This is a genomic window from Mesorhizobium sp. M0815, from assembly GCF_040319995.1.
Lineage (GTDB): Bacteria > Pseudomonadota > Alphaproteobacteria > Rhizobiales > Rhizobiaceae > Mesorhizobium.
Genome location: NZ_JAMYOU010000003.1, coordinates 352,730 through 378,829 on the forward strand (window position 1 = coordinate 352,730; position 26,100 = coordinate 378,829).

Genomic DNA, 26,100 nt, shown 5'->3' on the forward strand with positions numbered 1-26,100 from the left:
CCCGCCATGCGAAAACGGACGGAGGAACATATCGTTCCGAACGCTTCAAGTTGCCGGGCGCAGCCAGACCTTGTTGTCGTGGAAGGCGGCGCCGCCATAGGGCGCCGGCGCATCGGCGCCAGTCAGCACGTTGATGCCCTCGCCGCGCTCATGGGCGCTGTTCGGCCAGATGCCTTCGGCGATGACCACGCCGCGCTTGATGCCGTCGAACAGTTTTGCGTGCAGCACCACTTCGCCACGCTGGTTGCCGACTTCGATGCGGCCGCCGTCGGCGACGCCGAGTGCCGCCGCATCATCGGGATGCAAGAGCAGCTCCGGCCGGCGCTCTTTTGCCTGCGACACCGGCGTTTCGGTGAAGGTCGAATTGAGGAAATTGCGCGCCGGCGAGGTGGTCAGCCGGAACGGGTGCGCCTCGTCCGCCACCTCGATCAGATCGACATGGTCGGGGAATTCCGGCAGGCTCGCCACCGGCCCGAACAGGCCCATGCTTTTCGGTGGCCGATTGGGCGACGCCTGGCCCGTCCAGTCGGCGCGAAAATGAAACTTCTTGTCGGCATGGCCGAAGCCGTCGAGGTAATGCGCGGCATCGAAATCCGGCTGCAAATCGACCCATTTCTGCTCTTTCAGGCTCGAAAAGCTGCCCAGCCCGCGCTTGCCCAGAATGACGTCGATATGCTGCTGCTCGGTCATGCCGAAGCCCGGGCGATCGGCGACACCGAGTCTTTTGCCGAGTTCCTCGATGACGAAATGGTTGGTGCGCGGACCTTCCGGCGGGTCGATCAGCTTCGGCCCGAGCGTGATGTGCTGGTTGCCGCCGCCCTTGTAGACGTCGTCATGCTCAAGAAACATCGTCGCCGGCAGCACCACATCGGCGAGCTTGGCGGTGTCGGTCATGAACTGCTCGTGCACGCAGGAGAACAGATCGTCGCGCAAAAAACCCTGCTTCACCAGCCGCTGCTCCGGCGCGACATTGACCGGATTGGTGTTCTGGATCAGCAGCGCCGTCACCGGCGGGCCCCCATAGAGCGCATCCTCAGCCCCGGTCAGCACCGGGCCGATGCGCGAATGGTCGAGATGACGGATCGCGGGGTCGCGCATCCGCGTGCCTTCGAGCAGTTCCTGATTGAGCTTGAAGATGCCCGAATTGGTATGGAAGGCGCCGCCGCCTTCATATTGCCAGCAGCCGGTGACCGCGGCGATCGAGGCTGCGGCGTGCATGTTGACCGAACCGTTGCGCTGGCGCGAAAACCCGTAGCCGAGGCGGAAGTAGGTCTTGTTCGTCGTGCCGACGAGACGGGCGAAGGTCTCGATTTCGTCGACAGAAAGCCCGGTGATATCAGCGGCCCATTGCGGCGTCCTCGTTTGAAGATGCGCTTCCAGACCATGCGGGTCGTCGGTGTATTTTTCCAAATAAGCGCGGTCGGCCATGCCGTCACGGAACAGCACGTGCATCACCGCGCAGGCCAGCGCGCCGTCGGTGCCGGGCTTCAGCACCAGGCCGAGATCGGCCTGCTTCATCGTCGCGTTCTCGTAAACATCGATGACGACGATCTTGGCGCCGCGTTCCTTGCGCGCCTTGATGGCGTGGGTCATGACGTTGACCTGCGTGACCACGGCGTTGGTGCCCCAGATCACCACGCAATCGGACTTCGCCATCTCGCGCGGATCGGGGCCGCGCAGTGCGCCTGCCCCCATCATCCAGCCGGTCCAGGCCAGATTGGTGCAGATCGAACTGAAGAAGCCGGAGTATTTCTTGGCATGCCTGAGCCGCTCGATGCCGTCGCGCTGCACCAGACCCATCGTGCCGGCATAGTAATAGGGCCAGACCGTCTCCGAGCCGAATTTTGCCTCCGCCGCGATGAACTTTTCGGCGACAAGGTCGAGTGCGGCCTCCCAGCTCGCTTCCTTCCAGGCGCCCTCGCCCTTGGCGCCCGCCCGGACCAGCGGTTTCAGCAGGCGGTCGGGATGATGGACGCGGTCGGCGTAGCGGGCGACCTTGGCGCAGATGACGCCGGCCGTGTAGCTGTTGGCCTTGGCGCCATGGACGCGGCCGATACGCCTGGCGTCAAGCAACTCGACCTCGAGCGCGCAGGTTGAGGGACAATCATGCGGACAGGCCGAATGGCCGATTTTGAGCTTGGCGTGCTGATTCATGGGAGCAAACTAGCCGGTTGTGATAGCGGCGTGTAGGGCCAGTTACACGCCATCAATGCGCTTGAACAAGGCGTTGTAGGCACCGCATTTCGGGCAATGTATGTGGCGCTCGACATGCGATGATCCGGCTCCGGCGTCGATGACCAGCAGATTGCCGTCTCCACACTCAGGACATTTTACGACAGCTCCGGAATTGACGGCCAAAACCTTGGCAGCTTCGATCCACAGTTTTGCCGACATCGTCCTACTCCGCCGTGCCTTCCTCGTACTCCGCCGACATCGACAGCCATTTCTCCTCGTGGCCGGCCAGCTGTTGCGCGAGTTGTGAGCGTTCCTTGGCCAGCCTTGTCGCGGTCGAGGGGTCCTTTTCGTAGACGGCCGGATTGGCGAGTTCGTCCTCGATCAGGTCGATGCGCTTGCGGAGGCGGTCCATCAGCGCTTCGGTGGCGCGGATTTCCTTGGCCAGCGGCTCGAAAGCGGCGCGGCGCGCGGCTGCATCGCGGCGGCGGTCGGCCTTCGAGGCTTTGTCCGCCTCGCGCTTGCCGCGGCGGTCGCCGGAGACGCCGGTGACCAGCGTCTTGTAGTCCTCGAGGTCGCCGTCATACGGGTTAACCGCGCCCTCCTTGACCAGCCACAGCCGGTCGGCGGTCGCCTCGAGCAGATGGCGGTCGTGCGAGATCAGGATGACGGCGCCGGGAAAATCGTTCAGCGCATGGATCAGCGATTCACGGCTGTCGATGTCGAGATGGTTGGTCGGCTCGTCGAGGATGAACAGGTTCGGCCCCTCGAAGGCCGACAGGCCCATCAGGAGCCGCGCCTTTTCGCCGCCGGACAGGTCTTTGGCGGCGGTGTTCATCTTTTCGGTGGTCAGGCCGAACTGCGCGACGCGGCCGCGCACCTTGGATTCCGGCGCGTCCGGCATCAGCCGGCGGACATGCTCATAGGCGTTTTCGTCGGGCCTGAGGTCGTCGAGCTGGTGCTGGGCGAAGATTGCCACCTTCAGCCCGGGCGCCACGGTCATGCCGCCGGTCTCCGGCTTCAGCCGGCCGGCCAACAGCTTGGCGAAGGTCGACTTGCCGTTGCCGTTGGCGCCGAGCAGCGCGATGCGGTCGTCGGCATCGACGCGCAGCGTCATCTTCTTCAGGATCGGCGCACCCTCGGTATAGCCGACATTGACGTTGTTCAGCGCGATGATCGGCGAGGCCACCGTCTTCACCGGCTCCGGAAAGGAGAACGGCCGAACCGTGTCGTTCACAATCGCGGCGATCGGCTTCATCTTCTCCAGCGCCTTGATGCGCGACTGCGCCTGCCTCGCCTTCGACGCCTTGGCGCGGAAGCGCTCGACGAAGGATTCCATGTGCTTGCGCGCGGCTTCCTGCTTCACGCGGCCCTTCTCCTGCAATTCGCGCTGCTCGGTATATTGGCGCTCGAACTGATCGTAGCCGCCGCGCCAGAACGTCAGCTTCTTCTGGTCGAGATGGACGATCGAATTGACGGCTCGGTTGAGCAGGTCGCGGTCGTGCGAAATCAGCAGCACAGTGTGCGGGTATTTCGACACGTAGTTTTCCAGCCACAGCGTGCCTTCGAGATCAAGATAATTGGTCGGCTCGTCGAGCAGCAGCAGATCGGGCTCGGCAAACAGCACCGCGGCCAGCGCGACGCGCATGCGCCAGCCGCCGGAGAAGGACGAGGCCGGGCGCCGTTGTGCGGCGTCGTCGAAGCCGAGGCCGGCGAGAATGGTGGCGGCGCGTGACTCGGCCGAGTGCGCATCGATATCGGCCAGCCGCATATGGATATCGGCGATGCGGTGCGGATCGGTCGCCGTCTTTTCCTCTTCGAGCAGCGCACTCCGTTCAAGGTCGGCCTTGAGCACGATCTCGATCAGCGGCTCCTCGGTGCCCGGCGCTTCCTGAGCGACCTGGCCGATGCGTGTGTTCTTGGGCAGACTGATCGAGCCGGTCTCGGAGGCGAGGTCGCCGGTGATCGCCTTGAACAAGGTCGTCTTGCCGGTGCCGTTGCGGCCGACAAGGCCAGCCTTGCTGCCGGCCGGCAAGGTCAGCGAGGCATGGTCGAGAAGCAGGCGTCCGGCCATGCGGAGCGAAAGGTCGTTGATGATCAGCATGGCCGCGCTTTTGCACGGGACAACCATGCTTCGCAAGGGCTTGAGCCCCGGTTCGCCGCATAAGGCGCGAAAACCGGCAAGCAGGTGACGTCGACCCCCGCGCACCGCGACTTCCCGCAAAACGCAAAAAGAACCCGCTATCCTGAGGGGGGACAAGGAAAGCGGGTTCTTTCGTGAACGGCGGCCTTGGGAGCGTCCGATCGACACCCAAACACGCAGCAGCCGGGTTTGTTCCATGGGATAGACAAACCATGTGATGAACAAACGCCGGCGTGGCGGCAGGTTTGTCCACAGGGCGTGCCGTTTGTACGCTATCGGACCATGACGCTGCGGAAAGACTCGGCTATTCTTGGATGTGCGGCGGGCCTGATCTCCGCCTGGCCGGCGTCATCAGCTTCCTCCCAAGCGGCGCCGGCCACCCTTTTTTGACCGGCGCCGACGCCATTTGAAGCGGTCATTGTTTCGGCGGCGTGCCGGGCTGATCGCCGCCGGTCGTCGACTTCGGCACCGGATTCTTGTCGACCTGCGGATTCTGCTCGACCGTATCGCCAGGGGCCTTGGTCGGCTGGATGTTGTTGTCGCAACCCGCAACGGTCAGCGCTGCCACAAGCAGCAGGATTGAGCGCTTTTTCATCGCAGTCTCCTCTCGCCCGACAACGAGGCGTCGGCGATTTGGTTGCGCGATCGGTGTCGTTCCCGCATTCGCCGAGCAGTCGGGGAACAAAATGCCGCGTCTCCGGTTGCTCCAGAATCAATGGAGGAAGCCATGATCCGTCTGCTTATCGCCGGGGCAATCGTCTATGTTGCCTATCGCGTCGCCAAGAAAGTGATCGACGAGGTGCCCGACGATTTCGATCCGCTGCTGCTGCCGCCACCAGAAGACGATCGCGAGGCGCTGCGGCGGCAATCGGCAAGGATGGGCGTCGAGCCCGGGCGTTAGTCAACGGGCCTGCCCGCAAGGCTTCTTCGTTCACGAGCCCCATTCCGGCTCCGCAAACCGTTGCGAACAAAGCGGAAACGATGCTTGATGGGCGATGAACCTCGCCGCCCGTGATTCGTCCTTCCAGCCGGCCTATCTGGCAAAGCTCAACGCCGAGCAGCGGCTTGCCGTCGAACACGGCGACGGCAAGATCGCGGGGCCATTGCTGGTGATTGCCGGCGCCGGCTCCGGCAAGACCAACACGCTGGCGCACCGGGTCGCGCATCTGATCGTTAGGGGTGCCGATCCGCGCCGCATCCTTTTGATGACATTTTCGCGCCGTGCCGCGGCGGAAATGGCCAAGCGGGTCGAGCGCATCGCCGGCGAGGTGCTGGGCCGCGATGCTTCCGTCATCACCGATGCGCTGAGCTGGGCCGGCACGTTCCACGGTATCGGCGCCAGGCTGCTGCGTGATTATGCGCTGGAGATCGGTCTCGATCCCGCCTTCACCATCCATGACCGCGAGGATTCCGCCGACCTGATGAACCTCGCCCGCCACGAGCTTGGGTTTTCGAAGACCGAAGCCCGCTTCCCGACCAAGGGCACCTGCCTTGCGATCTATTCGCGTGCCGTCAATGCACAGGCGCCGCTCGGCGAGGTGCTGGGTTCGGTGTTCCCGTGGTGCGCCGGCTGGGCCGAACAGCTGAAACAATTATTCGCCAGATATGTCGAGGCCAAGCAGGCGCAGAACGTGCTCGATTACGACGATCTGCTGCTCTACTGGGCGCAGATGGCCGGCGAGCCGGAAATCGCCGCGCATCTGGGTGCACGTTTCGACCATGTGCTGGTCGATGAATACCAGGACACCAACCGGCTGCAGGCCTCGATCCTGACGGCCCTCAAGCCCGACGGATCGGGGCTGACGGTGGTCGGCGACGACGCGCAGTCGATCTATTCATTCCGCGCCGCGGAAGTGCGCAATATCCTGGATTTTCCCAAGCAGTTCGCGCAGCCGGCCGAGGTCGTCATGCTGGAGCGCAACTACCGCTCGACCGAGACGATCCTGGCGGCGGCCAATGCGGTGATCGGCGAAGCGTCGGAACGTTTCACCAAAAATCTCTGGTCGGAGCGCAAATCGGCGGAAAAGCCGAAGCTGGTGAGCGTGCGCGACGAGATCGAGCAGGCGAGCTATGTCTGCCAGGCGATACTCACCGAGCGCGAGGCCGGTACCGTTCTCAAAGCGCAGGCCGTGCTGTTTCGCGCCTCGCACCATAGCGGCCCGCTGGAGATCGAACTGACGCGCCGCAACATCCCCTTCGTCAAATTCGGCGGGCTGAAATTCCTCGATGCCGCCCACGTCAAGGACGTGCTGGCCGTGCTGCGCTTTGCCGAAAACCCGCGCGACCGCGTCGCCGGCTTTCGCGTGCTGCAACTTCTGCCCGGCATCGGCCCTTCGGCCGCCAATGCGATCGTCGAGACCATGGCGACGTCGCTCGACGAGACGATGGGGCTTGCGCGCTACCGGCCGCCGCAACGGGCCGCCGACGACTGGCCGGGCTTTGTCGCGCTCTATTGCGGCCTGCGCGCCGGCGCAAAGAAATGGCCGGCCGACATCGAGCAGGTCAGGCTCTGGTACGAGCCGCATCTGGAACGCATCCACGAGGATGCGACGACGCGCCGGGCCGATCTCCTGCAGCTCGAGCAGATCGCCTCCGGCTATGGATCGCGCGAGCGCTTCCTCACCGAGCTGACGCTCGATCCGCCGGACGCGACCAGCGACGAAGCCGGACCTCCGCACCGCGACGAGGATTATCTGATCCTGTCGACCATCCATTCGGCCAAGGGCCAGGAGTGGAAGAACGTCTTCGTGCTCAACACCGTCGACGGCTGCATCCCGATCGACCTAGGGGTCGGCAGCAAGGAGGACGTCGACGAGGAGCGGCGGCTGCTCTACGTGGCCATGACGCGGGCCAAGGATAGCCTGCATTTGGTGATGCCGCAGCGTTTTTTCGTCCACGGCCAGGCGGCGCGCGGCGACCGCCATGTCTATGCCTCGCGCACGCGCTTCATCCCGCGCCCGATCCTTGGTGCCTTCGAGCAGGTGGCGTGGGCCAGCGTCCAGGCAAGGGACGATCCGCGCCGCCAGCCGCAGGTGCGCGTCGATCTCGGCGCCCGCATGCGCGGCATGTGGAAATAGGCACCCGCCTCGGCGCGCTGCTCACCCGGGCGAGCGAAAAAAACAAATCACGGCAACATGGAACCTCGCGCCGTGATCCGCGTTTCTGCCCGACCCCCAGACCGGAGAACGGCGTCCGCCGTGACCTCCGCCCATTCGAGAGGCCAGAATGCACGACAGGACGTTTTCCACACCGGTCGCCCTAACCGTTGGCGCCGGCTACAAGCGGACGATCGCTTCGTTCTCCGAGATGCACGAGTTCCTGACCGAGTTCCCGCCTTCGCGCCGGCGGCTGAGCTATGGCGCCGCGGTAAAGGCCTGCGAGGCGGCACGCGCCGGCGAGATCTCGGCCGAAGCGGCACGCGACGCCCTGATCACCTTCGCCGTGACGGCCGGCATCCTCTGGCCGGCCGCCCAGCCGGCAGTCTCGGTCAAGCCGGTCGTCCGGGGCCTCGGCGGCTACGCCGCCTGACGCAACCTCTTCGTCATCATGGCCGGCCGGAGATGCGGTCCGTTGTCGGTGGTTTTAGGTCGGCAGATCCTAAATCAGCTGCCTTCTGATGCTCATCCGGGTCACCGCAGTCACAAGAATGGCGCCGATCATGAAATAGATGGTCGCGACAATGTCGCCCTGGTGGAAATAATAGCCGGAGTTGAGAAGCGCCAGGACCACGGCGAAGAACGCCACAAGGCGCAAGGGTTCATTGGGCATGCGTGCCAATTCTCGCTGTTGCTGCTGAATGCTGCTGAAGCGGCCGCCCTCACGACCATGCGCTCCATAAAATGTTTTGGCGCTTTTTGCAATCTCGGCAGGTCGTCCGCTATCGACCATCCGCTTCACCAGCCGCCCCAGGTTCAGGCGAAAGCCCTGCCCTCCTCGCTGCGCTGGAACATCGTCAGGTCCAGTCCGAGGCTTGGCTTGCCCAGAACGGTCAGGATCGCATGCGCCTGGCCGCGGTGGTGGGTCTGGTGGTTGAAGAAGTGGTCGAGCGCCGGCGCCAGCCGCTGCGAGACGGTGCGCATATCCGAGACGGTCATGTAGGAGAAGCGGCCCGACAGCGCCTTGTCGCTCAAGCCGGCAACCCAGTCGATGATCCGTTTGTCCTCGGCCTCGCGCGCCAGCCGCAAGCCTGGCAAGGCGCGGTGCAGGATCGTGTCGAGCCTTGCCGGCGCGTCGCCCTCGCCGGTGAAGCGTTTCATCCAGATACGGTCGGCTGCCAGGAGGTGGTTGAGCGTTCCCATCATCGAGCCGAAGAAGACGCCGACATTGCGGTCGAACTCTTCCTCGTCGAGATCGGCGGCGGCATCGTAGATGCGGCCATTGGCCCATTGATTGTAGGCCGCAAACATCCTGAAATGCTGTTTCATTCTTCTCTCGACCTGCGAGACCCTGTTTCGCGTGGGTCTGTTTCGGGCATAGTTAGACTGCAAGGACGCTGCCGCCAATGACCATTCTGCTCTACGACCTTGTCGGACGCGACGCCGCCCGCCCATTCAGCCCACATTGCTGGAAGGCGGCGATGGCGCTGGCCCACAAAGGGCTCGACATCACCAGCGTGCCGACCCGTTTTCTCGAAGTGCCGAAGGTGGAAGGCGGCGTCTCGAAGCTCGTTCCGGTGATCCGCGACGGCGAGACGGTGGTCGCCGATTCCTTCGCTATCGCGCTCTATCTCGAGGAGGCCTATCCCGAGCGGCCGACATTGTTTTCCGGCGACGGCGGCAAGGCGACGGCGCGCTTCATCGAACGTTGGTCGCAGCTGACCATCCATCCCTACGTCACCACCGCTGCGATATTGGACCTGCACGCCATGCAGGACGAGGCGAACGCCGCCTATTTCCGGCAAAACCGCGAGCAGCGCTTCGGCAAGCGCCTGGAGGCGGTATACACCACCCGCGACGCTGGGCTCGCCAGCTTCCGGGCCTCGCTGGAGCCGCTCCGCTCGATGCTTGGCTATCAGCCCTTCATCGGCGGCCCGTCGCCGCTATTTGCCGACTACATCGTTTTCGGCGCGCTGCAATGGGCGCGCATCGCCACGCCCTACCGGCTGCTCGACGACAGCGACGTCGTGGCGCAATGGTTCGAACGATGCCTCGATCTGCATGGCGGCCTCGGCCGCACGGTCGCGGCGGCGGCGATCGCCCCGCTCGATAGTTGAAATCGGCAGTTTCATCGGCAACGCCACATTTTGTTCTTGCTTTGTGCCGGCAGCTATGCTACTAATTTGGGTATGGTGCTGATTCGTACCGACGACCCGCCCGGCTTGCCGAGGCGGGTTTTGTTTTGCCGGTCGAGGTCCAACTGCGTTGCCGGCAGGGACGTTGTCCGGCCTTAACTGAAAGTTGCCAGCCGGCGAAATGCGACAATGCGGGTAGACGAAGTGTCGCTCGAAGCGCCTCATCCGTGCCTGGATCGAAGCAAACAAGACGAACATCCGGCGAACCGGGCAATCACAACAAAGGCAGCGCGCCATGACCGCAAACCCAGAGTTCCCGGCCGACTTTCGCGCCGGGCTCGCCAATCTCTTCCTGTGGCGGCGCGACGTCAGGCGGTTCAAGCCGACGCCGCTCCCCGAAGGGGCGCTGGAGCGGCTGCTCGAGCTTGCCAGCGCCGCGCCTTCCGTCGGGCTGAGCCAGCCCTGGCGCTTCGTCGTCGTCGAGAGCGAAGCATGCCGCGCTGCCGTCAGGGCCTGCTTCGAGCGCTGCAACGCGGAGGCACTCGCAAATTTTTGCGGCGAACGCGCCGCGCTCTATGGGCGCCTGAAGCTTGCCGGCCTGAATGAGGCGCCCTGCCAGCTTGCGGTTTTCGCCGACCGCGCAACCGAGCAAGGGCATGGGCTCGGCCGCCTGACCATGCCAGCCACCATAGACTATTCCGCTGTCATGGCAGTCCACACGATGTGGCTGGCGGCGCGCGCCGAAGGAATAGGCATGGGCTGGGTCTCGATCCTCGATCCGGCCGAGGTGGCGACGATCCTGGACGTGCCGGCGGAGTGGACGCTGATCGGCTATTTCTGTGTCGGCTATCCAAGCGAGGAACACAGCGTGCCGGAACTGGAACGGCAAGGTTGGGAAGTCCGGCGCGCTTCGATCGTGATAAAACGGTAGTGCAACGGCGGCGCTGCCATTCTTTTTGCAGGAAAGCCATTCTCTTTGCAGGGGAGAATGACTCCTCCGCTGCAGGGCAGAATGGATATCATGGATGTTTCGCCGATCGTCAGCATCGCCAACAAGAGACCAAGGCAAAGCCAGTCGTGACGGCCTTGATCTGAGGAAGGGCATAGAATGTTTCGCTGCGAGGTGCAGGCCGAGATCTGGGTCTATCCGGGCAAGGGCGGCTGGCCTTTCGTGACGCTACCGCCGGAACCTGGAGCATGGATCAAGACGGCGATGGTGGGGATGGCAAGGCCCTGGGGCTCGCTTGGCGTGGAAGCCGTCATCGGCCAGACCAGATGGCGGACATCGCTGTTTCCCGACAAGAAATCCGGCAGCCTGCTCTTGCCGATCAAGACGGCGGTGCGGGTCCGCGAAGGCCTTAGGGCTGGCGACACGGCCAACCTGACGATCGAGATAGAGCTATGACACATTGGGTCTGGCTGACGGCGACGCGCTGTGCGCCCACCTCCCCTTGGCAAGCCGGCGGGCGGCTTGTATAGAGCCCGCCACCCTCAATTCCACTCTCCATCACAAGGACGATCCCATGGCGCTCGAACGCACCTTTTCCATGATCAAGCCGGACGCGACCCGTCGCAATCTCACCGGCGCCATCACCAAGATACTGGAAGATGCCGGCCTGCGCGTCGTCGCTTCGCGCCGGGTGTGGATGAGCCGCCGCGAGGCAGAAGGTTTCTATGCCGTCCACAAGGAGCGTCCGTTCTTCGGCGAGCTGGTCGAGTCCATGTCGTCGGGCCCGACCATCGTGCAGGTGCTGGAAGGCGAGAACGCCATTGCCAAGAACCGCGAAGTGATGGGCGCCACCAATCCGGCAAGCGCCGCCGAAGGCACCATCCGCAAGCTGCACGCGCTGTCGATCGGCGAGAATTCCGTGCATGGTTCCGATGCGCCGGAAACCGCCGCGCAGGAGATCAAATACTGGTTCTCGGACACCGAGATCGTCGGCTAAGCCGGCATCCCGAACCCATCAAAGAGGCCGGCGCAACGCCGGCCTTTTTCGTTAGCAGACATTTCAGGTTCAGGCTCCTCGACGGGTCATGGGTGCGTTAAGCTCGAGGGCACGGATCAAACGCGGTCGCGACAACGGAGCCGACCAGGCCATGACCAGCACCATTCCCGGCTTGTTTCAGGGCACCGAGATGCCGACCGGCGGCTGGTGGGAGGCGTTGTGGCCCGACCCTGCCGGGGTGTTGACGGCGGTGGGAATGAAGCACGGCATGGATGTGGTCGATCTCTGCTGCGGCGACGGCTGGTTCACGCTGCCAATGGCCAGGGTCGTTCGTCAGGTCATCGCCATCGACATCGATGCCGATCTGCTCGAAGTCGCCCGGCGGCGGCTGGCCGACGGAGGCGCGAGCAATTGCGAGTTTGTGGCGGGCGACGCCTATGAGCTTGCCAGGCTGGTGCCCCGGCCCGTCGACTTCGTCTTCATGGCCAACGCTTTCCATGGCGTTCCGGACCGGCCGCGCCTTGCCCGCGCCGTGCGGGCGACGCTTGGCAGGGCCGGTCGTTTTGCCATCGTCAACTGGCACCAGCAGCCGCGCGAGCAGACCACGGTTCTGGGCGAGCCACGCGGACCGAAGACCGAGCTGAGGCTGTCACCCGGACAGACCACCGCGGCGGCGGAAGCAAGCGGGTTCAAGCTCGCCGAACTGATGGATATACCGCCCTACCACTACGGCGCGGTATTCAAACTCGCGACAAATTGAGAATGCCTGGTGTATGCGGTCGTCGCCCGATAGATCTCGCCCGCCGCCCCCTAGCGGCGGGTTCTGCCAGTCTATTTCGCCTGGCGTTCCTTCACGTTCGCATGTTCGTTCGCCGCTTCCGTGTCGGTGGCCGGCGTCTGTGTATCGTGACCTGTGAACGGGCTACCCTGCCCGGGCGCGAGATCGCCGCTATGACCAGCCTTGTTGGTCTGGAAAGGCTGGCTGTCAGGACTGAGACCATGTTGAAGGGCATCGAACAGATGGTCGTCCGCCTTGGCAAGGCCGGTGAAGGCAAGGAGCGATGCACCGGTGGCGGCAAGGATAAGCGCGTGCGTTTTCATGTCTGGACTCCTTTGAGTTAAGGCCAGAACGAGCCGCAGCCATTCTGGCGGCATCAACGAAGGGACAAACATCCCTTTTGCCTTACCCGCCATCGTATGAGGACGTAACGCGCGCTCTGTCCGGTTTATTCCGGCTGAAACACAACGTGATCGACATGCGGCCGATCAGGCGACCGAATAGCCGCCATCGGCGAGCAGGCCGTGGCCGGAGACGAACGAGGCGTCATCGGAAGCAAGGAAGGCCACGACCGTCGCTATCTCTTCCGGCGAGCCAGCCTTTGACGCGCCGCTTCGGCCTGACGTCTGCGCCGCCACCACAGGTGTGATCGTTTCGGAACGGTCCAAGGCCTGTTGAGAATCAGGGCAGGCCGAGCCGGTGCAGGCCTCACCTGAATATCGACAAGTCTCAACTCGCAGCATTGAACCGCAGGATGACGCGGTCATCCTTGTCGGCGATGATGAGCTTGCCGGCGTCGATATGGTACGACGCTGCCTTGGCCAGCGCCTCGAACAGCGCCTTTTCCTCGGCCATGGTCTCGGACGCGCAGGCCTTGAAGGTCGAACCGATGTCACTGATGGTAATCGTCGAACCATCGACTTTGGCGGTAGCGAAATAGACGTTGCAAGGGCCGCTGCCGCCGGCCTTGCCGGCTTCGCTGATCCGGAATGTCGCCCGCGGCTCGGCAATCACGCCGATGCCGTCGATATATTCGACCAGCCAGCTTTGGCCGAACACGGAAGCTGTCGCCGGCTCGGCGCTCGGCGCCGCCATTTTCAGCATGATGGTCTGTGGCGCGTCGCTGAGCGGGTCGACCTGGTGGCGCGCACCTGTGACGAACAGCAGCCGGTCGTCGACAGTGATGCGCGCCTGCAGAGCGTAGGTCATATCAGGCCGGATCACCTGCGGATCGAAGCTGATCTCGAACTTGATCGGCACCTGGCCGGCCGGCACCACCTTGCGCTCACCGATGATTGCGGCCGGCGCGTCGGCCAGCGACACGTCGGCAAGCTGCACGGAAAGCACGGCATTAGGCGGCAGGGCGATGCGCTCGCGATACATCACCTCGCCCTTGAGGGTCTTTTCGGCAGCCGCGGAATGATCCGGAACGGCCAGGATGCCGAGGGCCAGCGGCGCCAGCCCGAAGATGAAGAACTCGGCAATCTTGTCCAGCATGATCCTGCTCCCCTTCCGGCCAAGGGTCTCGCAGGATTGCGGTCAATAAATGGCCGGCAGGGTATGGGAACGGCCGTCGGGATTTTATTCGGACGGCGGCTGCTTCCAGCGGCTCGCCGCCTTGTCGTCGGCCTCCTTGGCGTCGACCCAGCCGCCCTCCGAACCGTCGCTATGGTGTTCCTTCTTCCAGAACGGCGCCCGTGATTTCAAATAGTCCATCAGGAAATTCGCGGCCTCGAACGCCGCCTGCCGGTGGGCGGAAGCCGCCACCACCAGCACGATGTTTTCGCCGGGCGCGATCTTGCCGTGGCGATGGATGGCAGTGAGGCCCTGCAGTGGCCAACGCTCGATTGCCTCGCCGGCGATGCGGGAAATCTCGGCTTCGGCCATACCGGGATAATGTTCGAGCTCAAGCGCGGAGAGCCTGCCTTGCTCGTCGCGGCAAAGGCCGGAGAAGGTCACCACAGCGCCGATGTCGTTGCGACCCTGGGTCAGCCTGGCGATCTCGGCGGCGACATCGAAGTCCTCCGCCTGGATGCGCACCACAGGCACCACCGCGGACATGGTTCAGCCACCGGTCATCGGCGGGAACAGCGCGATCTCGCGCGCGCCGGCGATCTTCTCGCGGTGCTCGACATGTTCCTGGTTGATGGCGACGCGGATCACATCAGGATATTGCAGCGCGTTCTCGTATTCCTCGCCGCGTGATTTCAGCCAGCGCAACAGGTCGGCGACGGTTTCAATGCCGTCCGGCAGTTCGACGTCTTCCTCCGGTCTGCCGATCCGCTCGCGCACCCAGGCGAAATAGATGAGCTTGGTCGACATGTTACTCGTCCATGATGTGCTTGAGGCCGGCGCGGAAATAGTCGTAGCCGGTGTAGAGCGTGACCAGGGCTGCGATCCACAGCAGCACCAGCCCGGTCTGGGTGGTCAGTGGAAAGATCTTGTCGCCGGCGGGGCCTGCAAGCAGGAAGGCAATGGCGACCATCTGGATGGTGGTCTTCCATTTGGCCAGTTGCGTCACCGGCACCGAGACCTTCAGGGCCGCCAGATATTCGCGCAGACCCGAGACCAGGATCTCGCGGCACAGGATGATGATCGCCGCCCACAGCGACCAGCCGGCGATGCCGGCATGGCGGTCGGTGTCGGCGGCGAGCAGCAGCAGGCAAGTGGCGACCAGCAGCTTGTCGGCGATCGGGTCGAGCATCTTGCCGATATTGGAGGTCTGCTGCCAGGCGCGCGCCAGATAGCCGTCGAAGTAATCGGTGATCGAGGCGAGCAGGAAAATGATGAGCGCCGACCAGCGGGCGAAGTCGCTCGATTTCAGATGCCCTTCCAGGAAGAAGCACAGCACGACCAACGGCACCGCCAGAATGCGGGCATAGGTGAGCATGTTAGGCAGGTTGAACGCGCGCTGGGCCATGTTTGGGAACTCTTTCTGCCTGCTTAGTCAAATCAGAAGCGAATGTGGGGGGTCAACAGGCCAGAATCGATTAGCCAGCCGAAATATCGGCAATAGATCTTAGCTCTCGTGAAAATGATTGTAGACCAATTTCGCCACCTGCTCGGAAATGCCGTCAACCTTGACCAGATCCTCAACGGCGGCGCGGCTGACCGCCTTGGCCGTGCCGAAATGCATCAGCAGCGCGCGCTTGCGGCCGGGGCCGATGCCGCTGATCTCGTCGAGCGGGCTCTTGACCATCTCCTTCTTGCGGCGGGCGCGGTGCGAACCGATGGCGAAGCGATGGACCTCGTCGCGCAGCCGCTGGACGAAATAGAGCACCGGATCGCGAACGGGCAGCGAGAATGAGTCCCTGCCCTTGACGAAGAAGCGTTCGCGGCCGGCGTCACGGTCCTGACCCTTGGCGATGCCGATGGCCACGACGCGGTTCTCGATGCCGAGATCGGACAGGATCTTGCGCACCGCCGTCATCTGGCCTTGGCCGCCGTCGATGAGGATGACGTCGGGCCAGGCCGGAAAGCCGCCGGCGTCCTCGACATCGTCGCCCGGTCCGGTAGCGCCCGCCTCGTCCGCGCTCTCGGTTTGCGGGGCATCGCCATGTTCCTTCAACAGCCGCGAGAAGCGCCGCTGCATCACCTCGCGCATCATGCCGAAATCGTCGCCCGGCGTGATCTCGGTCGAGCGGATGTTGAACTTTCGATACTGGTTCTTCACAAACCCTTCCGGCCCGGCGACGACCATCGCGCCGACGGCGTTGGTGCCCATGATGTGCGAGTTATCATAGACCTCGATGCGCACCGGCGGCTTTTCCAGGCCGAAGGTCTCGGCAAAGCCGGTGAGCAGCCGCGCCTGGGTCGAGGTCTCGGCGAGCCGCCGGCCGAGCGCTTCGCGCGCGTTCTGCAGCGCGTTGTCGGTCAGGTCCTTCTTCTCGCCGCGCTGCGGCACCGAGATCGACACCTTGCGGCCGGCGCGGGTGGAGAGGGCCTCCGCCAGCAATTCCTGGTCCTCGACGCCATACGACAACAGGATGGTGCGTGGCGTCGGCTTGTCGTCGTAGAACTGCGCCAGGAACGAACCCAGCACCTCGCCAGCTTCGAGCGCCGGATCGGCCTTGGGAAAATAGGCGCGGTTGCCCCAGTTCTGGCCGGTGCGGAAGAAGAACACCTGGATGCAGACCTGGCCGCCCTCCTGATGAATGGCGAAGACATCGGCCTCGTCGACGGTCTGCGGATTGATACCTTGATGGCTCTGCACATGCGACAGCGCCGCCAGCCGGTCGCGATAGATGGCGGCGCGTTCGAAATCGAGGTTCTCCGAAGCCTGCTGCATGGCGGCGGAGATCTCCGTCTTCACCTTCTGGCTGCGGCCGGAGAGAAAATCCTTCGCCTCGGCGACAAGCCTTGCATAGTCGCCATGCGAGATCTCGCCGGTGCACGGGCCGGCACAGCGCTTGATCTGGAACAAAAGGCAAGGCCGGGTGCGGTTCTCGTAGAAGGAGTTGGTGCAGCTCCTGAGCAGGAAGGCGCGCTGCAGCGAATTGATGGTGCGGCCGACGGCGCCGGCTGAGGCAAAGGGGCCGAAATAGTCGCCCTTGCGCGAGCGCGCGCCGCGATGCTTGTAGATGCCGGGCGAGACATGGTCGCCGGTCAACAGGATATAGGGAAACGACTTGTCGTCGCGCATCAGCACGTTGAAGCGCGGCCGCAAGCGCTTGATGAGGTTGGCTTCAAGCAGCAGCGCTTCGATCTCGGTGCGGGTGACGACGAACTCCATCGTCGACGTCTCGCGCACCATGCGGCCGATGCGGCTGGTGTGGAACCGACCTTGCGCGTAGTTGGTGACCCGCTTCTTCAGGCTGCGTGCCTTGCCGACATAGAGCACGTCGCCGGCGGCATTCATCATGCGGTAGACGCCGGGCGCGTTGGGCAGCCGCTTGACCAGCGTCTGGATCACCTCGGCGCCGACCATGCCGTCGGCATCGCCGGCATGCGGCGTCCAGTCGATGGCGGTGAAGGTGACGTCCGGACCAGCGGCTGCAGGCTCGACGACCTCCTCGGCTGCCTCGTCCTCGAGGTCGATTTCGGGCGGCAGGTCGTCGGCGCCGCCGCGCGTTTTTTGTTTCTGGTCCATGGGGCTCATTCCGTCATGCCTGTCACATCGGGCGTCTGCCATGCAAGATGCTGGCCGCCGTCAAGCGCGATCATCTGGCCGGTGACCGAGCGTGCCGCCCAGAGGTAACGGATGGTGTCACCGAATTCGGGCAATTCCGGGCCGCGCTTCAGGATCAGGCCGGCAATCTGCGCGTCGAAATCGCTGTCGTGCTGGCGCGTGTTCTTCAAGGTCGGGCCCGGACCGATGGCGTTGACGCGGATGCGGGGACCCAGCGCCTGCGCCATCATCTCGGTCGCTGCCCACAAGGTCGACTTCGACAGCGCATAGGAGAAATAACGCGGCGTCGGCCGCCAGACGCGCTGGTCGATCATGTTGACGATCAACCCCTCACTGCTCTGCGGCAAGGCCCGGGCGAAAGTCTGCGCCAACAGAGCCGGCGCCTTGACATGCACGGCGAAATGGCGATCCCAGGCCGGCCAGTCGAAATCGTCAACACTGTCGTGCTCGAACAGCGAGGCGTTGTTGACCAGCAGCGACACCGGTCCGAGCGCCGCCGCCGCGCGGCCGACAAGGTTGCCGACGGCGTCCATGTCGGTCAGGTCGGCAGCAACCACAGCGGCCCTGCCGTCTCGACCAAAATGACCACTGTTGATCCCGGCCGCCAGTGCCTCCGCCTCGGCCAGCGAGCGATTACAGTGAATGGCGACGGCAAAACCGTGCGCAGCAAGATCCTCGACGATCGCCCTGCCGATCCGCTTCGCCCCGCCTGTCACCAGTGCCGTCGCGGCGACCTTGCTCATCTGTCAATCCTCAATCTGATGCCGATTCCGACCTGCCGGGACCGGGCCGGCAAAATATGGCCTGCCAAGTGTTAAATCCCATTTCCACCTGGGGCAGGATTGTGGCAAAGTGGCCCGGTCGGCATTCTGGCTCGACCGGAATCCGGGCCAGCCCGACCGCAATATAGGGCGCGGGAGCCCTTGCACCAAGCCGTGTGCAGTGCAGCACGGCGAACCTGCTGACATCTCGCTGTTGCGAAGATGCAACGTCAAGGTTCTGCCTCATTCGTGCCAGGGAATGACCCAAGTTCAGGTTCGCTTCAGCCGCATTTCGACACGACATTTGGAACCGTTGAACGCCGGATCCGTTTCACCCCCCGGACGGGTTGAGGGCGCTCATGAAAAAACAAGCCTGTGTCCTGTGGCTTAAGGAGTAAAGAACAATGCAAGCCAATCTTAAATTTGCGCGACCGCTCGCGGTGGCGTTTGGGCTGTTCGCCCTCGGCGGAACCGCCTATGCCGCGGACGTGGTTCAGGAAGAGCCGCCGGCACCTGCCCCGATCGCCGAACTTCCGGTCGCATCCTGGGCCGGCCCCTATGCCGGTGTGAGCGTCGGCTACGGCTTCGCCGGCCATGCCGATGCCAAAACCGTTGGTGTCGACATCGATACCAAGGGCTTCGTCGGCGGCGTCTTCGGCGGCTACAACTGGCAGCAGGAGAACTTCGTCTACGGTGCCGAAGCCGATATCGGCTATAACGGCGTCAAGGGCGACGATGCCGGCATCGAGGCCAAGGGCGGCGTCGAAGGCTCGCTGCGCGCTCGCCTCGGCTACGCTGTTACCCCGGAAATCCTGCTCTACGGCACCGCCGGTGGCGCGCTGAAGAACCAGAAGGTGGAAGCCGCCGGCTTCAGCGACACCAACACCATGCTCGGCTGGACGGCCGGCGTCGGCACCGACATCAAGATTACCGACAATGTGTTCGGCCGTGTCGAGTACCGCTACACCGATTTCGGCGACAAGAACTTCGACGGTATCGGCAAGGTCAAGTCGACCGACAATCGCGTCACTTTCGGCGTCGGTATGAAGTTCTAAGTCGTCCAAGCCACGACACGAAAAAGCCGGGCCTCGCGCCCGGCTTTTTTTGTGCCCGGTGCCCATCCTGTCGGCATGGGCACGCGTGATCTCGAGGTCAGCGTTGAGCCAGCATCCGGTCGACCAGGACCAGAACTTCGGCTACTGCGATGAAACCGAGGGCGATAGTGGCGCCATTCGACATGACTGCGACCCAGCCATTGGCGGACACATCTATGAACGGGTAAGCGTATTTCCCTTCAGCGACACCACGAGCCAGGGCATAAGCGAGATAGGCCAGGGGATAGAGCGCCCATAGAAGCGGATCGCGCCACGAGAGCCTCCCCTTTCGCGTGAATAGAAGCCAGAACAATAAGACAAGGATTGAGTTGGTGGAGCAGAAAGTTTGCTTCGGCGGTCGCGCCAGCCAAAGTGCGCAGCCCTTGCAGCAACACCGCGAAAATCACCCCGACCAGGGCCATCACGGCAGCCGTCCACGCCACCAGCGTTGGATGGTCGAAACGCTCCCCGAGGAGCGCTATGGCTGCGAATACAATGGCGACAAGACCGTTGGTCAGGATCGTGAAATATCCCACCAACACCCACAGCGAGCCAAGCATCGATGCACCGCCCTTGATCAAGGTGCTGAGTTCAAGGCCAATGCCAGTGCACGCGGATAGACAAATGATCAGGGCAAACAAGCGCTGTATCAAATCGCCCTCCCCCACCGGCTTACGTTTGAGAAAGCGACGATAAGACTGGGCGGAACGTCTGTCGACCAAAATGCCCCCAAGACCAACCTTCCAGCCTCGCCGGCCCGGCTCACTCCCAGCATGTCGAAATTGGCCGTTGCGCCTCCCCCGCCAGGAATCCGCTAAAGCGCGTCGCGTTCGACCGGCGGCATGCGACGCGCTTTAGGTTCCTGTTTTATGCATGTCGTTATCACAAAACCGCTGCACACTTTTGCGCGACATGCATTAGGGGAAGATCGGTAGCTTCGCCATCCCCGCCCTCAAGCCGGGATGCCGGGCTTCAGCTCCGGGAATTTCTCGTCGAAGCGTGCCGCCCAGCGCGTCAGCCGGCCGCGGCCCTTTTCCCATTTTCCGGCGAAGCGCAGCGAGAGATAGCCGAGGCAAGCGCGCAGCGCGATCTGGCCGACAGTGATTTTCTTCGGCAGCTTCGGCGGGTTGGCGTTGAGCAGATCGAGCGCGGCCGAAATCTTGCTCCACTGGCGCTCGAGCCAAGGCTGGTAGACCATCTCTTCGGGCCGCGTGCGCCGCTCATAGACCATCGACAGCGCGCAGTCGCAGATGCCGTCGGCCAACGCCTCCAGCACCTCCGCCTCGAGGCGCTTGTCGGGATTGCGCGGAAACAATGCGTTCTTGGACATCCGGTTGAGATGCTGGGTGATGGCGCGGCTGTCGTGGACCGAGCGGCCGTCGTCGAGCACCAGCACCGGGATCTTGCCGAGCGGATTGGCGCCGATCAGCGCGGCCGGCTTTTCCTCGGTCTTTATCGGCACGAGATCGACCGCAATGCCGGCATGAAGTGCTGCCATGCGCACCTTGGAACTGTAGGGAGAAGTAGACGCGTAGAGCAGTCTGGGCATTGTCGATTCCTGTTTACCGGCTACAGCTCCATATGTCCTGTTGGACGCGCAAGAGGACGCGGTAGCATTGTGACTTCGCGCATGACCCTCACCGAAAATCGATTCCGATTGGGGCTCGTGCGTGGGCACTGTTGACGACCGATCATGCTGGCTTCATCAACGGCCAGAGGCGGAAAACCGCGCCGCCAGCGCGCAGCCATTGTCTCGACTTCAATCTGGATGCGATGAGCCGGAGGTGCGGCGGCAGAAGCGAGCAGGTCGGACAATCCAAATCCGATCAGCTACCAACTCGGCCTTGCACCGAAGGTTGGTCTTTGGCAGCCACGAAAATCCCACCGGACTTCGCCGCGTGGCGAAGTCCTGGGAGCTGCGAAAAGACATCTTCCTCCCGCCTCTTTCTCGTCCTGCCCGACCGTCAGCTAGCAAGCGAGGCGCCTGTCCGGCATCCCGCCCTGGCTATCTTGAGTACTGTCCCCGGCGATCGGAGAGCGGCGACTACTTCTTGGCCTTCGCCTTTGCGGGCGCTGCCTTCGGCTTGGCCGCGGGCGCTGCTTTCTTCACTGCTGCGGAAGATTTTGCAGCGGCGGCCTTTGCCGGTGCTGCCTTCTTCGCAGCGGGTTTCGCAGCGGCCTTTGCAGCCGGCTTCTTGGCCGGTGCCGCCTTCTTTGCCGGTGCAGCCTTGGCCTTGGCCGGTGCTGCTTTTGCCTTGGCAGGTGCTGCTTTCTTCACGGCTGGTTTTGCTGCCGCCTTGGCGGCCGGCTTTTTCGCCGGCGCTGCTTTTGCCTTAGGCGCGGCGGCCTTCGCTTTGGCAGCGGGTGCTGCTTTCTTCACAGCAGTTGCGGCCTTTGCCGCCGCTGCTTTTACTGGTGCTTTCTTTGCCGGTGCCTTGGATGCCGGCGCTTTGGATGACTGCTTAGCCATATCATGCCCCTTCCGTTGTGCCGACGGCCGTTATTGACCCGGCGCGCAATGCATATCTGACTCGCGGCTTGCTAGCCAGCGAAGCATTAGAATGATTTCTGCAGCTTAAGTTTCGGTTACGGCGAGCGCGCGACCATTTTACCGGTGCAAAAATCGGCTGCGAATCTTTGTGTCGCGCAGCGAAGTTCTGCGACAGAAATTCTGCTCGCTCTATCTCGACCGGTCTTCGCGTCAAGCTCAGGACCTTTTCGACCAGCTCTGCGCTTCAACGTCCGACGCTCAGCGCGAACATTGTCAAGAGCGAAGGCGGTCGCCCGCCTCGTCTTGTCCGAAACGATAAACTACAGGTAAGTACGAAGCAACGCGACGAGCACGCCGCTGCACTATCTTGCACGACGCGATGAAAGTAAGCAGATAGCTCGCATTTCTGAAAGACAGGATATCGCTCGATAGATCCGGTCGAGCCGATCTCCTAATCGAAAACGCTCGGCCGTTCAGGCGCCGAGCGGCTCGCGCTGCTTCTGCAGCCGGCGCGAAGGCTCGGCCCTGTGGAGATGGACGGCGAAGGTATCCCATGGCGGCGTGACGGAAATCTGCGCCAGGATGCGCCCCGCTTCACCGCGATGATAGACGCCGTGCAGTACGACGTGGGTCAGCATTTCCTGTCGCGACATCAATGCCTTATCCCCGTCGGTGAACACGAATGCGACGGGCTCGGAGAGCTGTTGCGACGAAACGGTTTCGAGATAATCGAGATACCACCGATCGGTCGCCGCGACTGCGGCACGAAGTTCGTCGAGGGCCGGCGTGTCCTCGCTGGCGTCGGCGGAGTAGCCATGGCTTGCACCAACCAGGTGGGCTGAGAATATCGGCGACACCACATGGCTGTGATCGATGAGCCGTATCACGGCCTGCCGTTCCTTGCCGTGAACGGGCGGGTCGAGACTGACGAGCCTTTCCAGCAGTTCGTCATTTGCCCAGGCCTGATAGGCAAACAGGCTGCGAAGCAGGGCGTGCGCACTCATGGTCGGTGTCCTTTTCTGGAAATGCGAGTATGTTGTTCATATTTTCAGGAGAATGGGCGGGCGTGTCTACTCGCATTGCAAAACCGTATCCGCGCATGCGCAAGCAGCCGCGCCAGGCGCGTTCCAGGGCGACCGTAGAGGCGATCGTCGAGGCAGGGGCTCATGTTCTGAGCGGGCTGGGCTGGGCCGGCTTCACCACCAACAAGGTGGCCGAGACTGCGGGCGTGAGCATCGGCACGCTCTACCAGTATTTTCCCGACAAGCTTTCCCTGCTCGAAGCCGTCCGGCGCCGTCATTTCGATCATGTGCTGTCGGTCATTCGCGATTCGGCGGAAGGCCAAAAGCCGCTCAGGAAATTCGCGCAGGAGCTGGTGCGCGGCATGATCGCGGCGCACAGCATTCACCCGACACTGCATCAGGTGCTGCTCGACGAGGCGCCGGGCGATCGCGGCTCCAGGGCCGCCCACGCTTCGTTCCAGACACAATATCTCAACCACTACGCGACCGCCGTCGCCGCCTATCGCAAGCCAAGGAAAGGCGCCGACATGGAGACCGTCGCGCGCGTGCTGTCGTCGGCGATCGAAGGTGTGATCCATAACGCGGCACGCCGGAACATGCTCGCCGCGCCGGAGCTGCAAAAGCAACTCGTCGAACTGATCTGCGCCTACCTATCGGGCGCGGGCCGCATCGGTCGATAGCGCAGGGCACGGCGGAAGTCGGGGATTTCTGTACGTCGGATTCAAACCCGGCTCATGAGATGCGGCAAGGCCGATGCCAGCAATGCCGCACCTGATGCGGCCAAGAGCGTGAGGACGATCTTTCGAAACGTTGCTTCGCTGATGCCGATGTAGAGTCTCGCGCCAAGGAGTGTCGGTATCAACATCGCCGGCGCGACGATGGCAAACATCGGCAGCATTTCGAGCTTGATCTTTCCGGTCGCAAGATAAGCGGCCATCGTCATGGAGAGGGTCACAAGGTTGAAATTCTGGATGACAATGCGCTGCCTGTCCTTTTCCCATTGCCGCAGCACGCACCACAACGTTGGAACCGGGCCGGTGAAGCCGCCAAGCCCGCCCATGATGCCGCCAACCAGACCTATTGCACCGTCTGCAACAGGACCCCCGAACGTGATGGGAGGGAGGCGACGGGCAAAAAGCATCAAGGGACACCAAACGACCAGCAGCGCGCCGAAGATCAACTTGAACAAGTGCACATCCAGCAGGGGCAGGATGGCGACACCGACCGGAATTCCTATGGTCCCGCCGATCAGGAATGGCAGCAGAAGCTTGAGGTCGAAACCCCGGCGGACGGTGACGGCGGCGATGATTTGGCCGGTGAGCGCCCCAAAGACCGCCATGGCAGCAGCAAGCTGGGGCTCCACGGTCCAAACCCAAAACGACATGGCAACCAGGCTGAAAGCGAACCCGGACAGCCCTTGGACGAAACCTGCAACGACCGCCCCAATTGCAACAATATAAACAAGCGAATCCATGTAGTGCTGTTTCCCCGCAAAGTGATCGATGTGGCCGGTTGGCGTTGACCTGCATGGAAATCTACGATTTTCGCAACCTCCGTCCGACCTTGAGCGCCGGACAGTCCACACACCAAAGAGGTATGAATGCCCCCCTTGCCGAGCTTGGCATTTGTCACATGGTTTTCGGCTGACCCCAGATCAGCCGCGGCTTTCTATGCGAATTTCGGAATTGTCTTCAGGCAAGAGCAGCACGGCTCCGGTCCGATACATTTCGCGTTCCAAGGTCAAGGGCTCGCGATCGAACTCTATCCGGCAAACGAAGGAACGACGGCGGAAGGAGCGGGAACGATGATCGGCTTCGAGGTCACCGACGCGGACGAAGCGGCTTCTGCCGCGAAGGCCAATGGTTTTGGAATCATTGCGGATGTCAAGGCGACGGCTATGGGCAGGCGTGTGATCGTCCGCGATCCTGACGGCCGTCAGGTGTTTCTTTTCTCGACCACCTAAGTGACGCAACAATCCATCGGGAATCGGAAGGCACTGGTTCAGCGCAGGACGCGGCAGCGGCCGTTGTAGACCATCCAGCGGTCGAAGCCCGAGACGCAGAATTCGACATTGTCGCCTATCGAGGCAAAGCCTTGGCCTTCCTCGATCAGATACCAGATGGTGCGGGCGTGGCCGTCGGAGAGGCTGACGGTGGCGCCGCAATAACGGCGGCCGATCGGCCAGGTGTCGTCGGCCGGCAGATAGCGATGCTGGTGGATGCGCTGGAAATCGACGATCTGCACATCCGGCAGATGCGGCACGTGATGCACCTGATACGAGAAGCGGTCGGTGATTTTGTTCAGCACCCAGGCCTCGCCGCAGACGCCGCTGTCCTCATCGGTATAGATTGCAAGGTCGGCGGCCTGCACCGCCTGAGTAACGCCGAGAGGCGCAGCCAGCGGCGTGCAAACGGCGAGCAGTGCGGCAAGGGCGGATTGGGCGAAGCGAGTCATGGCAGCCTCTCAAGGTCGACTGCGCGCACTGTGCGGATTCGCTGACGCGCGGTCAAGCGGTTGTAGTGACGATGGTTACGGTGACGAAGGTTGCGCTGAGGGAACGGCAAGGACCGCACCTCAAACTACTCTCCCGCCAGCCAGTCCAGCGTCCAATGCGATGGCTGCTCGACAGCAAGCAGCCGGTGCAGCGCCGGCAGCAGCGTCCGCAACTCGCCCTCCAGGGTGAAGGGCGGATTGACCATCACCATGCCGCAGCCGTCGAGGCTCGGCTCGACCGAGGCCGGCCTAATCTCAAAGCCGACGTCGAGCAGCCTGGGAATGCCCGTTTGCTTCAGCGCCTTTCGGAAGGCGGCGACCGCCTTGCGGTCCTTGAGCGGATACCACAGCGCGTAAATGCCGCCTGGCCAGCGCCGATGGGCTCTTTGCAGCCCGTCGACCAAGCGACCGAACTCGCCCTCTTCCTCGAAAGGCGGATCGATGAGCACGAGGCCGCGCTTCTCCTTTGGCGGCAGATGCGCGCCGAGCGCCAGCCAGCCGTCGAGCTCGATCACCCGGGTCTGGAAGTCACCGTCGAACAGCGCCTTCAGCCTGGCAGCATCCTTAGGGTGCAGCTCGACCGCCGACAGCCGGTCCTGCTTGCGCAGCAGGTGCCGGGCGATCAGCGGCGAACCCGGGTATTTTTTCACGCCGCCGTCCGGATTGAGCGAACGGACGGCTCCAAGATACGGTGCCAGCAATGCCGCCGCCGGGGCGTCGAGGGCGGCAAAGGCCCCCCCGGCCCAGCCCCCCGGCGCTTGGGCCCGGGTTTTGGGGTGGGGTTTTGGCAGATAGTATCCGCCGCTTGCCGCCTGGGGGGGGGGTGCCCCCCACCCCGTTGG

33 protein-coding genes are annotated in these 26,100 nt (G+C 63.2%); 12 read left to right on the forward strand and 21 right to left on the reverse strand.

The features are described from left to right. Positions 1-45: 45 nt before the first annotated feature. The 4 genes from NKI01_RS06760 to NKI01_RS06775 all read right to left on the reverse strand — a co-directional run bounded on the left by NKI01_RS06760 (position 46) and on the right by NKI01_RS06775 (position 4,910). Positions 46-2,154 (reverse strand): molybdopterin-containing oxidoreductase family protein, encoded by a 2,109-nt coding sequence (locus tag NKI01_RS06760; RefSeq protein ID WP_023719771.1) that lies wholly within the window; start codon positions 2,152-2,154, stop codon positions 46-48. A gap of 42 nt (positions 2,155-2,196) precedes the next feature. After that, the gene (locus NKI01_RS06765) at positions 2,197-2,394 is read right to left on the reverse strand and encodes a hypothetical protein (protein WP_023719772.1); all 198 of its coding nucleotides are present in this window, start codon (positions 2,392-2,394) and stop codon (positions 2,197-2,199) included. 4 nt (positions 2,395-2,398) lie between these two features. Next, positions 2,399-4,276, reverse strand: coding sequence for an ABC-F family ATP-binding cassette domain-containing protein (locus NKI01_RS06770; protein WP_023719773.1), 1,878 nt, complete (start codon positions 4,274-4,276; stop codon positions 2,399-2,401). A gap of 454 nt (positions 4,277-4,730) precedes the next feature. Beyond that, positions 4,731-4,910: a membrane lipoprotein lipid attachment site-containing protein gene (locus NKI01_RS06775; RefSeq protein ID WP_023719775.1), complete on the reverse strand. Its 180-nt coding sequence runs from the start codon at positions 4,908-4,910 to the stop codon at positions 4,731-4,733. A 132-nt stretch (positions 4,911-5,042) separates the two neighbouring features. Here NKI01_RS06775 and NKI01_RS06780 point away from each other — a divergent pair, with 132 nt between their 5' ends. From NKI01_RS06780 to NKI01_RS06790, 3 genes are all read left to right on the forward strand, one after another. Continuing rightward, positions 5,043-5,216: a hypothetical protein gene (locus tag NKI01_RS06780; protein WP_023719776.1), complete on the forward strand. Its 174-nt coding sequence runs from the start codon at positions 5,043-5,045 to the stop codon at positions 5,214-5,216. Positions 5,217-5,310: 94 nt separating this feature from the next. Continuing rightward, positions 5,311-7,392, forward strand: a complete 2,082-nt coding sequence (locus tag NKI01_RS06785) for an ATP-dependent helicase (protein ID WP_023719777.1) — start codon at positions 5,311-5,313, stop codon at positions 7,390-7,392. A gap of 148 nt (positions 7,393-7,540) precedes the next feature. Then, entirely contained in the window at positions 7,541-7,843 is a 303-nt protein-coding gene (locus NKI01_RS06790; RefSeq protein WP_023719778.1) for a DUF982 domain-containing protein, read from the forward strand. Between the two features lie 69 nt (positions 7,844-7,912). On the opposite strand, the gene NKI01_RS06795 is transcribed toward NKI01_RS06790, so the two are convergent. Then, positions 7,913-8,212, reverse strand: a complete 300-nt coding sequence (locus NKI01_RS06795) for a hypothetical protein (protein ID WP_352856501.1) — start codon at positions 8,210-8,212, stop codon at positions 7,913-7,915. Positions 8,213-8,226: 14 nt separating this feature from the next. Then, positions 8,227-8,739, reverse strand: a complete 513-nt coding sequence (locus NKI01_RS06800; RefSeq protein ID WP_352495582.1) for a DinB family protein — start codon at positions 8,737-8,739, stop codon at positions 8,227-8,229. A gap of 77 nt (positions 8,740-8,816) precedes the next feature. Between NKI01_RS06800 and NKI01_RS06805 the strand changes: the two genes are divergently transcribed. From NKI01_RS06805 to NKI01_RS06825, 5 genes are all read left to right on the forward strand, one after another. Further along, positions 8,817-9,527: a glutathione S-transferase family protein gene (locus tag NKI01_RS06805; RefSeq protein ID WP_352495583.1), complete on the forward strand. Its 711-nt coding sequence runs from the start codon at positions 8,817-8,819 to the stop codon at positions 9,525-9,527. A 313-nt stretch (positions 9,528-9,840) separates the two neighbouring features. Beyond that, positions 9,841-10,476 (forward strand): 5,6-dimethylbenzimidazole synthase, encoded by a 636-nt coding sequence (gene bluB / locus NKI01_RS06810; protein ID WP_352495584.1) that lies wholly within the window; start codon positions 9,841-9,843, stop codon positions 10,474-10,476. 177 nt (positions 10,477-10,653) lie between these two features. Continuing rightward, positions 10,654-10,950 (forward strand): DUF1905 domain-containing protein, encoded by a 297-nt coding sequence (locus NKI01_RS06815; protein ID WP_352495585.1) that lies wholly within the window; start codon positions 10,654-10,656, stop codon positions 10,948-10,950. 118 nt (positions 10,951-11,068) lie between these two features. Further along, a complete protein-coding gene (ndk, locus tag NKI01_RS06820) occupies positions 11,069-11,491 on the forward strand; it encodes a nucleoside-diphosphate kinase (protein ID WP_023719783.1) in 423 nt (140 codons plus the stop codon). Between the two features lie 151 nt (positions 11,492-11,642). Then, positions 11,643-12,251, forward strand: a complete 609-nt coding sequence (locus NKI01_RS06825; RefSeq protein ID WP_352495586.1) for a class I SAM-dependent methyltransferase — start codon at positions 11,643-11,645, stop codon at positions 12,249-12,251. A 71-nt stretch (positions 12,252-12,322) separates the two neighbouring features. On the opposite strand, the gene NKI01_RS06830 is transcribed toward NKI01_RS06825, so the two are convergent. The 8 genes from NKI01_RS06830 to NKI01_RS06865 form a co-directional block, all read right to left on the reverse strand. Then, on the reverse strand, positions 12,323-12,592 hold the full coding sequence (locus NKI01_RS06830) for a hypothetical protein (RefSeq protein ID WP_023719785.1): 270 nt from the start codon (positions 12,590-12,592) through the stop codon (positions 12,323-12,325). Between the two features lie 165 nt (positions 12,593-12,757). Then, positions 12,758-12,937 carry an SDR family oxidoreductase gene (locus tag NKI01_RS06835; RefSeq protein ID WP_023719786.1) on the reverse strand — a complete coding sequence of 60 codons (180 nt, stop codon included), beginning with the start codon at positions 12,935-12,937 and terminating at the stop codon, positions 12,758-12,760. Between the two features lie 61 nt (positions 12,938-12,998). Continuing rightward, positions 12,999-13,766: a YbaY family lipoprotein gene (locus tag NKI01_RS06840; protein ID WP_352495587.1), complete on the reverse strand. Its 768-nt coding sequence runs from the start codon at positions 13,764-13,766 to the stop codon at positions 12,999-13,001. An 84-nt stretch (positions 13,767-13,850) separates the two neighbouring features. Continuing rightward, positions 13,851-14,330, reverse strand: coding sequence for a molybdenum cofactor biosynthesis protein MoaE (locus NKI01_RS06845; protein ID WP_352495588.1), 480 nt, complete (start codon positions 14,328-14,330; stop codon positions 13,851-13,853). Between the two features lie 3 nt (positions 14,331-14,333). Then, positions 14,334-14,591 carry a molybdopterin converting factor subunit 1 gene (gene moaD / locus NKI01_RS06850; protein ID WP_352495589.1) on the reverse strand — a complete coding sequence of 86 codons (258 nt, stop codon included), beginning with the start codon at positions 14,589-14,591 and terminating at the stop codon, positions 14,334-14,336. 1 nt (position 14,592) lies between these two features. Next, positions 14,593-15,189: a CDP-diacylglycerol--glycerol-3-phosphate 3-phosphatidyltransferase gene (gene pgsA / locus NKI01_RS06855; RefSeq protein ID WP_127316551.1), complete on the reverse strand. Its 597-nt coding sequence runs from the start codon at positions 15,187-15,189 to the stop codon at positions 14,593-14,595. A 99-nt stretch (positions 15,190-15,288) separates the two neighbouring features. Beyond that, positions 15,289-17,367, reverse strand: coding sequence for an excinuclease ABC subunit UvrC (gene uvrC, locus NKI01_RS06860; RefSeq protein ID WP_352481787.1), 2,079 nt, complete (start codon positions 17,365-17,367; stop codon positions 15,289-15,291). Then, positions 17,364-18,140, reverse strand: coding sequence for an SDR family oxidoreductase (locus NKI01_RS06865; protein WP_023719796.1), 777 nt, complete (start codon positions 18,138-18,140; stop codon positions 17,364-17,366). Before NKI01_RS06865 ends, uvrC begins: the two co-directional genes overlap by 4 nt. A 422-nt stretch (positions 18,141-18,562) precedes the next feature. Between NKI01_RS06865 and NKI01_RS06870 the strand changes: the two genes are divergently transcribed. Continuing rightward, the gene (locus NKI01_RS06870; RefSeq protein WP_023719797.1) at positions 18,563-19,213 is read left to right on the forward strand and encodes an outer membrane protein; all 651 of its coding nucleotides are present in this window, start codon (positions 18,563-18,565) and stop codon (positions 19,211-19,213) included. Between the two features lie 97 nt (positions 19,214-19,310). Here NKI01_RS06870 and NKI01_RS06875 read toward each other — a convergent pair whose 3' ends face one another. The 3 genes from NKI01_RS06875 to NKI01_RS06885 all read right to left on the reverse strand — a co-directional run bounded on the left by NKI01_RS06875 (position 19,311) and on the right by NKI01_RS06885 (position 20,801). Beyond that, positions 19,311-19,565 (reverse strand): Pr6Pr family membrane protein, encoded by a 255-nt coding sequence (locus NKI01_RS06875; RefSeq protein ID WP_352962344.1) that lies wholly within the window; start codon positions 19,563-19,565, stop codon positions 19,311-19,313. Continuing rightward, on the reverse strand, positions 19,453-19,974 hold the full coding sequence (locus NKI01_RS06880) for a hypothetical protein (protein ID WP_352962367.1): 522 nt from the start codon (positions 19,972-19,974) through the stop codon (positions 19,453-19,455). Before NKI01_RS06880 ends, NKI01_RS06875 begins: the two co-directional genes overlap by 113 nt. A gap of 230 nt (positions 19,975-20,204) precedes the next feature. After that, positions 20,205-20,801: a glutathione S-transferase family protein gene (locus tag NKI01_RS06885; protein ID WP_023719799.1), complete on the reverse strand. Its 597-nt coding sequence runs from the start codon at positions 20,799-20,801 to the stop codon at positions 20,205-20,207. Positions 20,802-21,336: 535 nt separating this feature from the next. Between NKI01_RS06885 and NKI01_RS06890 the strand changes: the two genes are divergently transcribed. Further along, positions 21,337-21,759 (forward strand): hypothetical protein, encoded by a 423-nt coding sequence (locus NKI01_RS06890; RefSeq protein ID WP_210164499.1) that lies wholly within the window; start codon positions 21,337-21,339, stop codon positions 21,757-21,759. 457 nt (positions 21,760-22,216) lie between these two features. On the opposite strand, the gene NKI01_RS06895 is transcribed toward NKI01_RS06890, so the two are convergent. After that, positions 22,217-22,747: a DinB family protein gene (locus NKI01_RS06895; protein WP_031194232.1), complete on the reverse strand. Its 531-nt coding sequence runs from the start codon at positions 22,745-22,747 to the stop codon at positions 22,217-22,219. Between the two features lie 62 nt (positions 22,748-22,809). On the opposite strand from NKI01_RS06895, the gene NKI01_RS06900 reads away from it, so the two are divergent. Beyond that, a complete protein-coding gene (locus NKI01_RS06900) occupies positions 22,810-23,445 on the forward strand; it encodes a TetR/AcrR family transcriptional regulator (protein WP_502895886.1) in 636 nt (211 codons plus the stop codon). A gap of 41 nt (positions 23,446-23,486) precedes the next feature. Here the strand turns inward: NKI01_RS06900 and NKI01_RS06905 are convergent, their stop codons facing one another. After that, positions 23,487-24,239, reverse strand: coding sequence for a sulfite exporter TauE/SafE family protein (locus tag NKI01_RS06905; RefSeq protein ID WP_023719803.1), 753 nt, complete (start codon positions 24,237-24,239; stop codon positions 23,487-23,489). Positions 24,240-24,365: 126 nt separating this feature from the next. On the opposite strand from NKI01_RS06905, the gene NKI01_RS06910 reads away from it, so the two are divergent. Beyond that, a complete protein-coding gene (locus NKI01_RS06910) occupies positions 24,366-24,728 on the forward strand; it encodes a VOC family protein (protein WP_352481792.1) in 363 nt (120 codons plus the stop codon). Between the two features lie 38 nt (positions 24,729-24,766). On the opposite strand, the gene NKI01_RS06915 is transcribed toward NKI01_RS06910, so the two are convergent. Both NKI01_RS06915 and NKI01_RS06920 read right to left on the reverse strand, forming a co-directional pair. Beyond that, the gene (locus tag NKI01_RS06915) at positions 24,767-25,219 is read right to left on the reverse strand and encodes a hypothetical protein (RefSeq protein ID WP_352515785.1); all 453 of its coding nucleotides are present in this window, start codon (positions 25,217-25,219) and stop codon (positions 24,767-24,769) included. 125 nt (positions 25,220-25,344) lie between these two features. Continuing rightward, positions 25,345-26,100: 23S rRNA (adenine(2030)-N(6))-methyltransferase RlmJ (locus NKI01_RS06920; RefSeq protein WP_352962348.1), on the reverse strand; the 756-nt coding region annotated here is incomplete at its 5' end.

Excerpts from the sequence above, each read along its gene's own strand:
- NKI01_RS06830 (WP_023719785.1), bottom strand. The coding sequence starts at position 12,592 with ATGAAAACGCACGCGCTTATCCTTGCCGCCACCGGTGCATCGCTCCTT.
- NKI01_RS06805 (WP_352495583.1), top strand. The coding sequence starts at position 8,817 with ATGACCATTCTGCTCTACGACCTTGTCGGACGCGACGCCGCCCGCCCA.
- NKI01_RS06840 (WP_352495587.1), bottom strand. The coding sequence starts at position 13,766 with ATGCTGGACAAGATTGCCGAGTTCTTCATCTTCGGGCTGGCGCCGCTG.
- NKI01_RS06765 (WP_023719772.1), bottom strand. The coding sequence starts at position 2,394 with ATGTCGGCAAAACTGTGGATCGAAGCTGCCAAGGTTTTGGCCGTCAAT.
- NKI01_RS06905 (WP_023719803.1), bottom strand. The coding sequence starts at position 24,239 with ATGGATTCGCTTGTTTATATTGTTGCAATTGGGGCGGTCGTTGCAGGT.
- NKI01_RS06790 (WP_023719778.1), top strand. The coding sequence starts at position 7,541 with ATGCACGACAGGACGTTTTCCACACCGGTCGCCCTAACCGTTGGCGCC.
- moaD (WP_352495589.1), bottom strand. The coding sequence starts at position 14,591 with ATGTCGACCAAGCTCATCTATTTCGCCTGGGTGCGCGAGCGGATCGGC.
- NKI01_RS06870 (WP_023719797.1), top strand. The coding sequence starts at position 18,563 with ATGCAAGCCAATCTTAAATTTGCGCGACCGCTCGCGGTGGCGTTTGGG.
- NKI01_RS06895 (WP_031194232.1), bottom strand. The coding sequence starts at position 22,747 with ATGAGTGCGCACGCCCTGCTTCGCAGCCTGTTTGCCTATCAGGCCTGG.
- NKI01_RS06760 (WP_023719771.1), bottom strand. The coding sequence starts at position 2,154 with ATGAATCAGCACGCCAAGCTCAAAATCGGCCATTCGGCCTGTCCGCAT.
- NKI01_RS06910 (WP_352481792.1), top strand. The coding sequence starts at position 24,366 with ATGCCCCCCTTGCCGAGCTTGGCATTTGTCACATGGTTTTCGGCTGAC.
- NKI01_RS06845 (WP_352495588.1), bottom strand. The coding sequence starts at position 14,330 with ATGTCCGCGGTGGTGCCTGTGGTGCGCATCCAGGCGGAGGACTTCGAT.
- NKI01_RS06785 (WP_023719777.1), top strand. The coding sequence starts at position 5,311 with ATGAACCTCGCCGCCCGTGATTCGTCCTTCCAGCCGGCCTATCTGGCA.
- NKI01_RS06770 (WP_023719773.1), bottom strand. The coding sequence starts at position 4,276 with ATGCTGATCATCAACGACCTTTCGCTCCGCATGGCCGGACGCCTGCTT.
- NKI01_RS06825 (WP_352495586.1), top strand. The coding sequence starts at position 11,643 with ATGACCAGCACCATTCCCGGCTTGTTTCAGGGCACCGAGATGCCGACC.
- NKI01_RS06915 (WP_352515785.1), bottom strand. The coding sequence starts at position 25,219 with ATGACTCGCTTCGCCCAATCCGCCCTTGCCGCACTGCTCGCCGTTTGC.
- bluB (WP_352495584.1), top strand. The coding sequence starts at position 9,841 with ATGACCGCAAACCCAGAGTTCCCGGCCGACTTTCGCGCCGGGCTCGCC.
- uvrC (WP_352481787.1), bottom strand. The coding sequence starts at position 17,367 with ATGAGCCCCATGGACCAGAAACAAAAAACGCGCGGCGGCGCCGACGAC.
- NKI01_RS06800 (WP_352495582.1), bottom strand. The coding sequence starts at position 8,739 with ATGAAACAGCATTTCAGGATGTTTGCGGCCTACAATCAATGGGCCAAT.
- ndk (WP_023719783.1), top strand. The coding sequence starts at position 11,069 with ATGGCGCTCGAACGCACCTTTTCCATGATCAAGCCGGACGCGACCCGT.
- NKI01_RS06815 (WP_352495585.1), top strand. The coding sequence starts at position 10,654 with ATGTTTCGCTGCGAGGTGCAGGCCGAGATCTGGGTCTATCCGGGCAAG.
- NKI01_RS06775 (WP_023719775.1), bottom strand. The coding sequence starts at position 4,910 with ATGAAAAAGCGCTCAATCCTGCTGCTTGTGGCAGCGCTGACCGTTGCG.
- NKI01_RS06865 (WP_023719796.1), bottom strand. The coding sequence starts at position 18,140 with ATGAGCAAGGTCGCCGCGACGGCACTGGTGACAGGCGGGGCGAAGCGG.
- NKI01_RS06780 (WP_023719776.1), top strand. The coding sequence starts at position 5,043 with ATGATCCGTCTGCTTATCGCCGGGGCAATCGTCTATGTTGCCTATCGC.
- NKI01_RS06885 (WP_023719799.1), bottom strand. The coding sequence starts at position 20,801 with ATGCCCAGACTGCTCTACGCGTCTACTTCTCCCTACAGTTCCAAGGTG.
- pgsA (WP_127316551.1), bottom strand. The coding sequence starts at position 15,189 with ATGGCCCAGCGCGCGTTCAACCTGCCTAACATGCTCACCTATGCCCGC.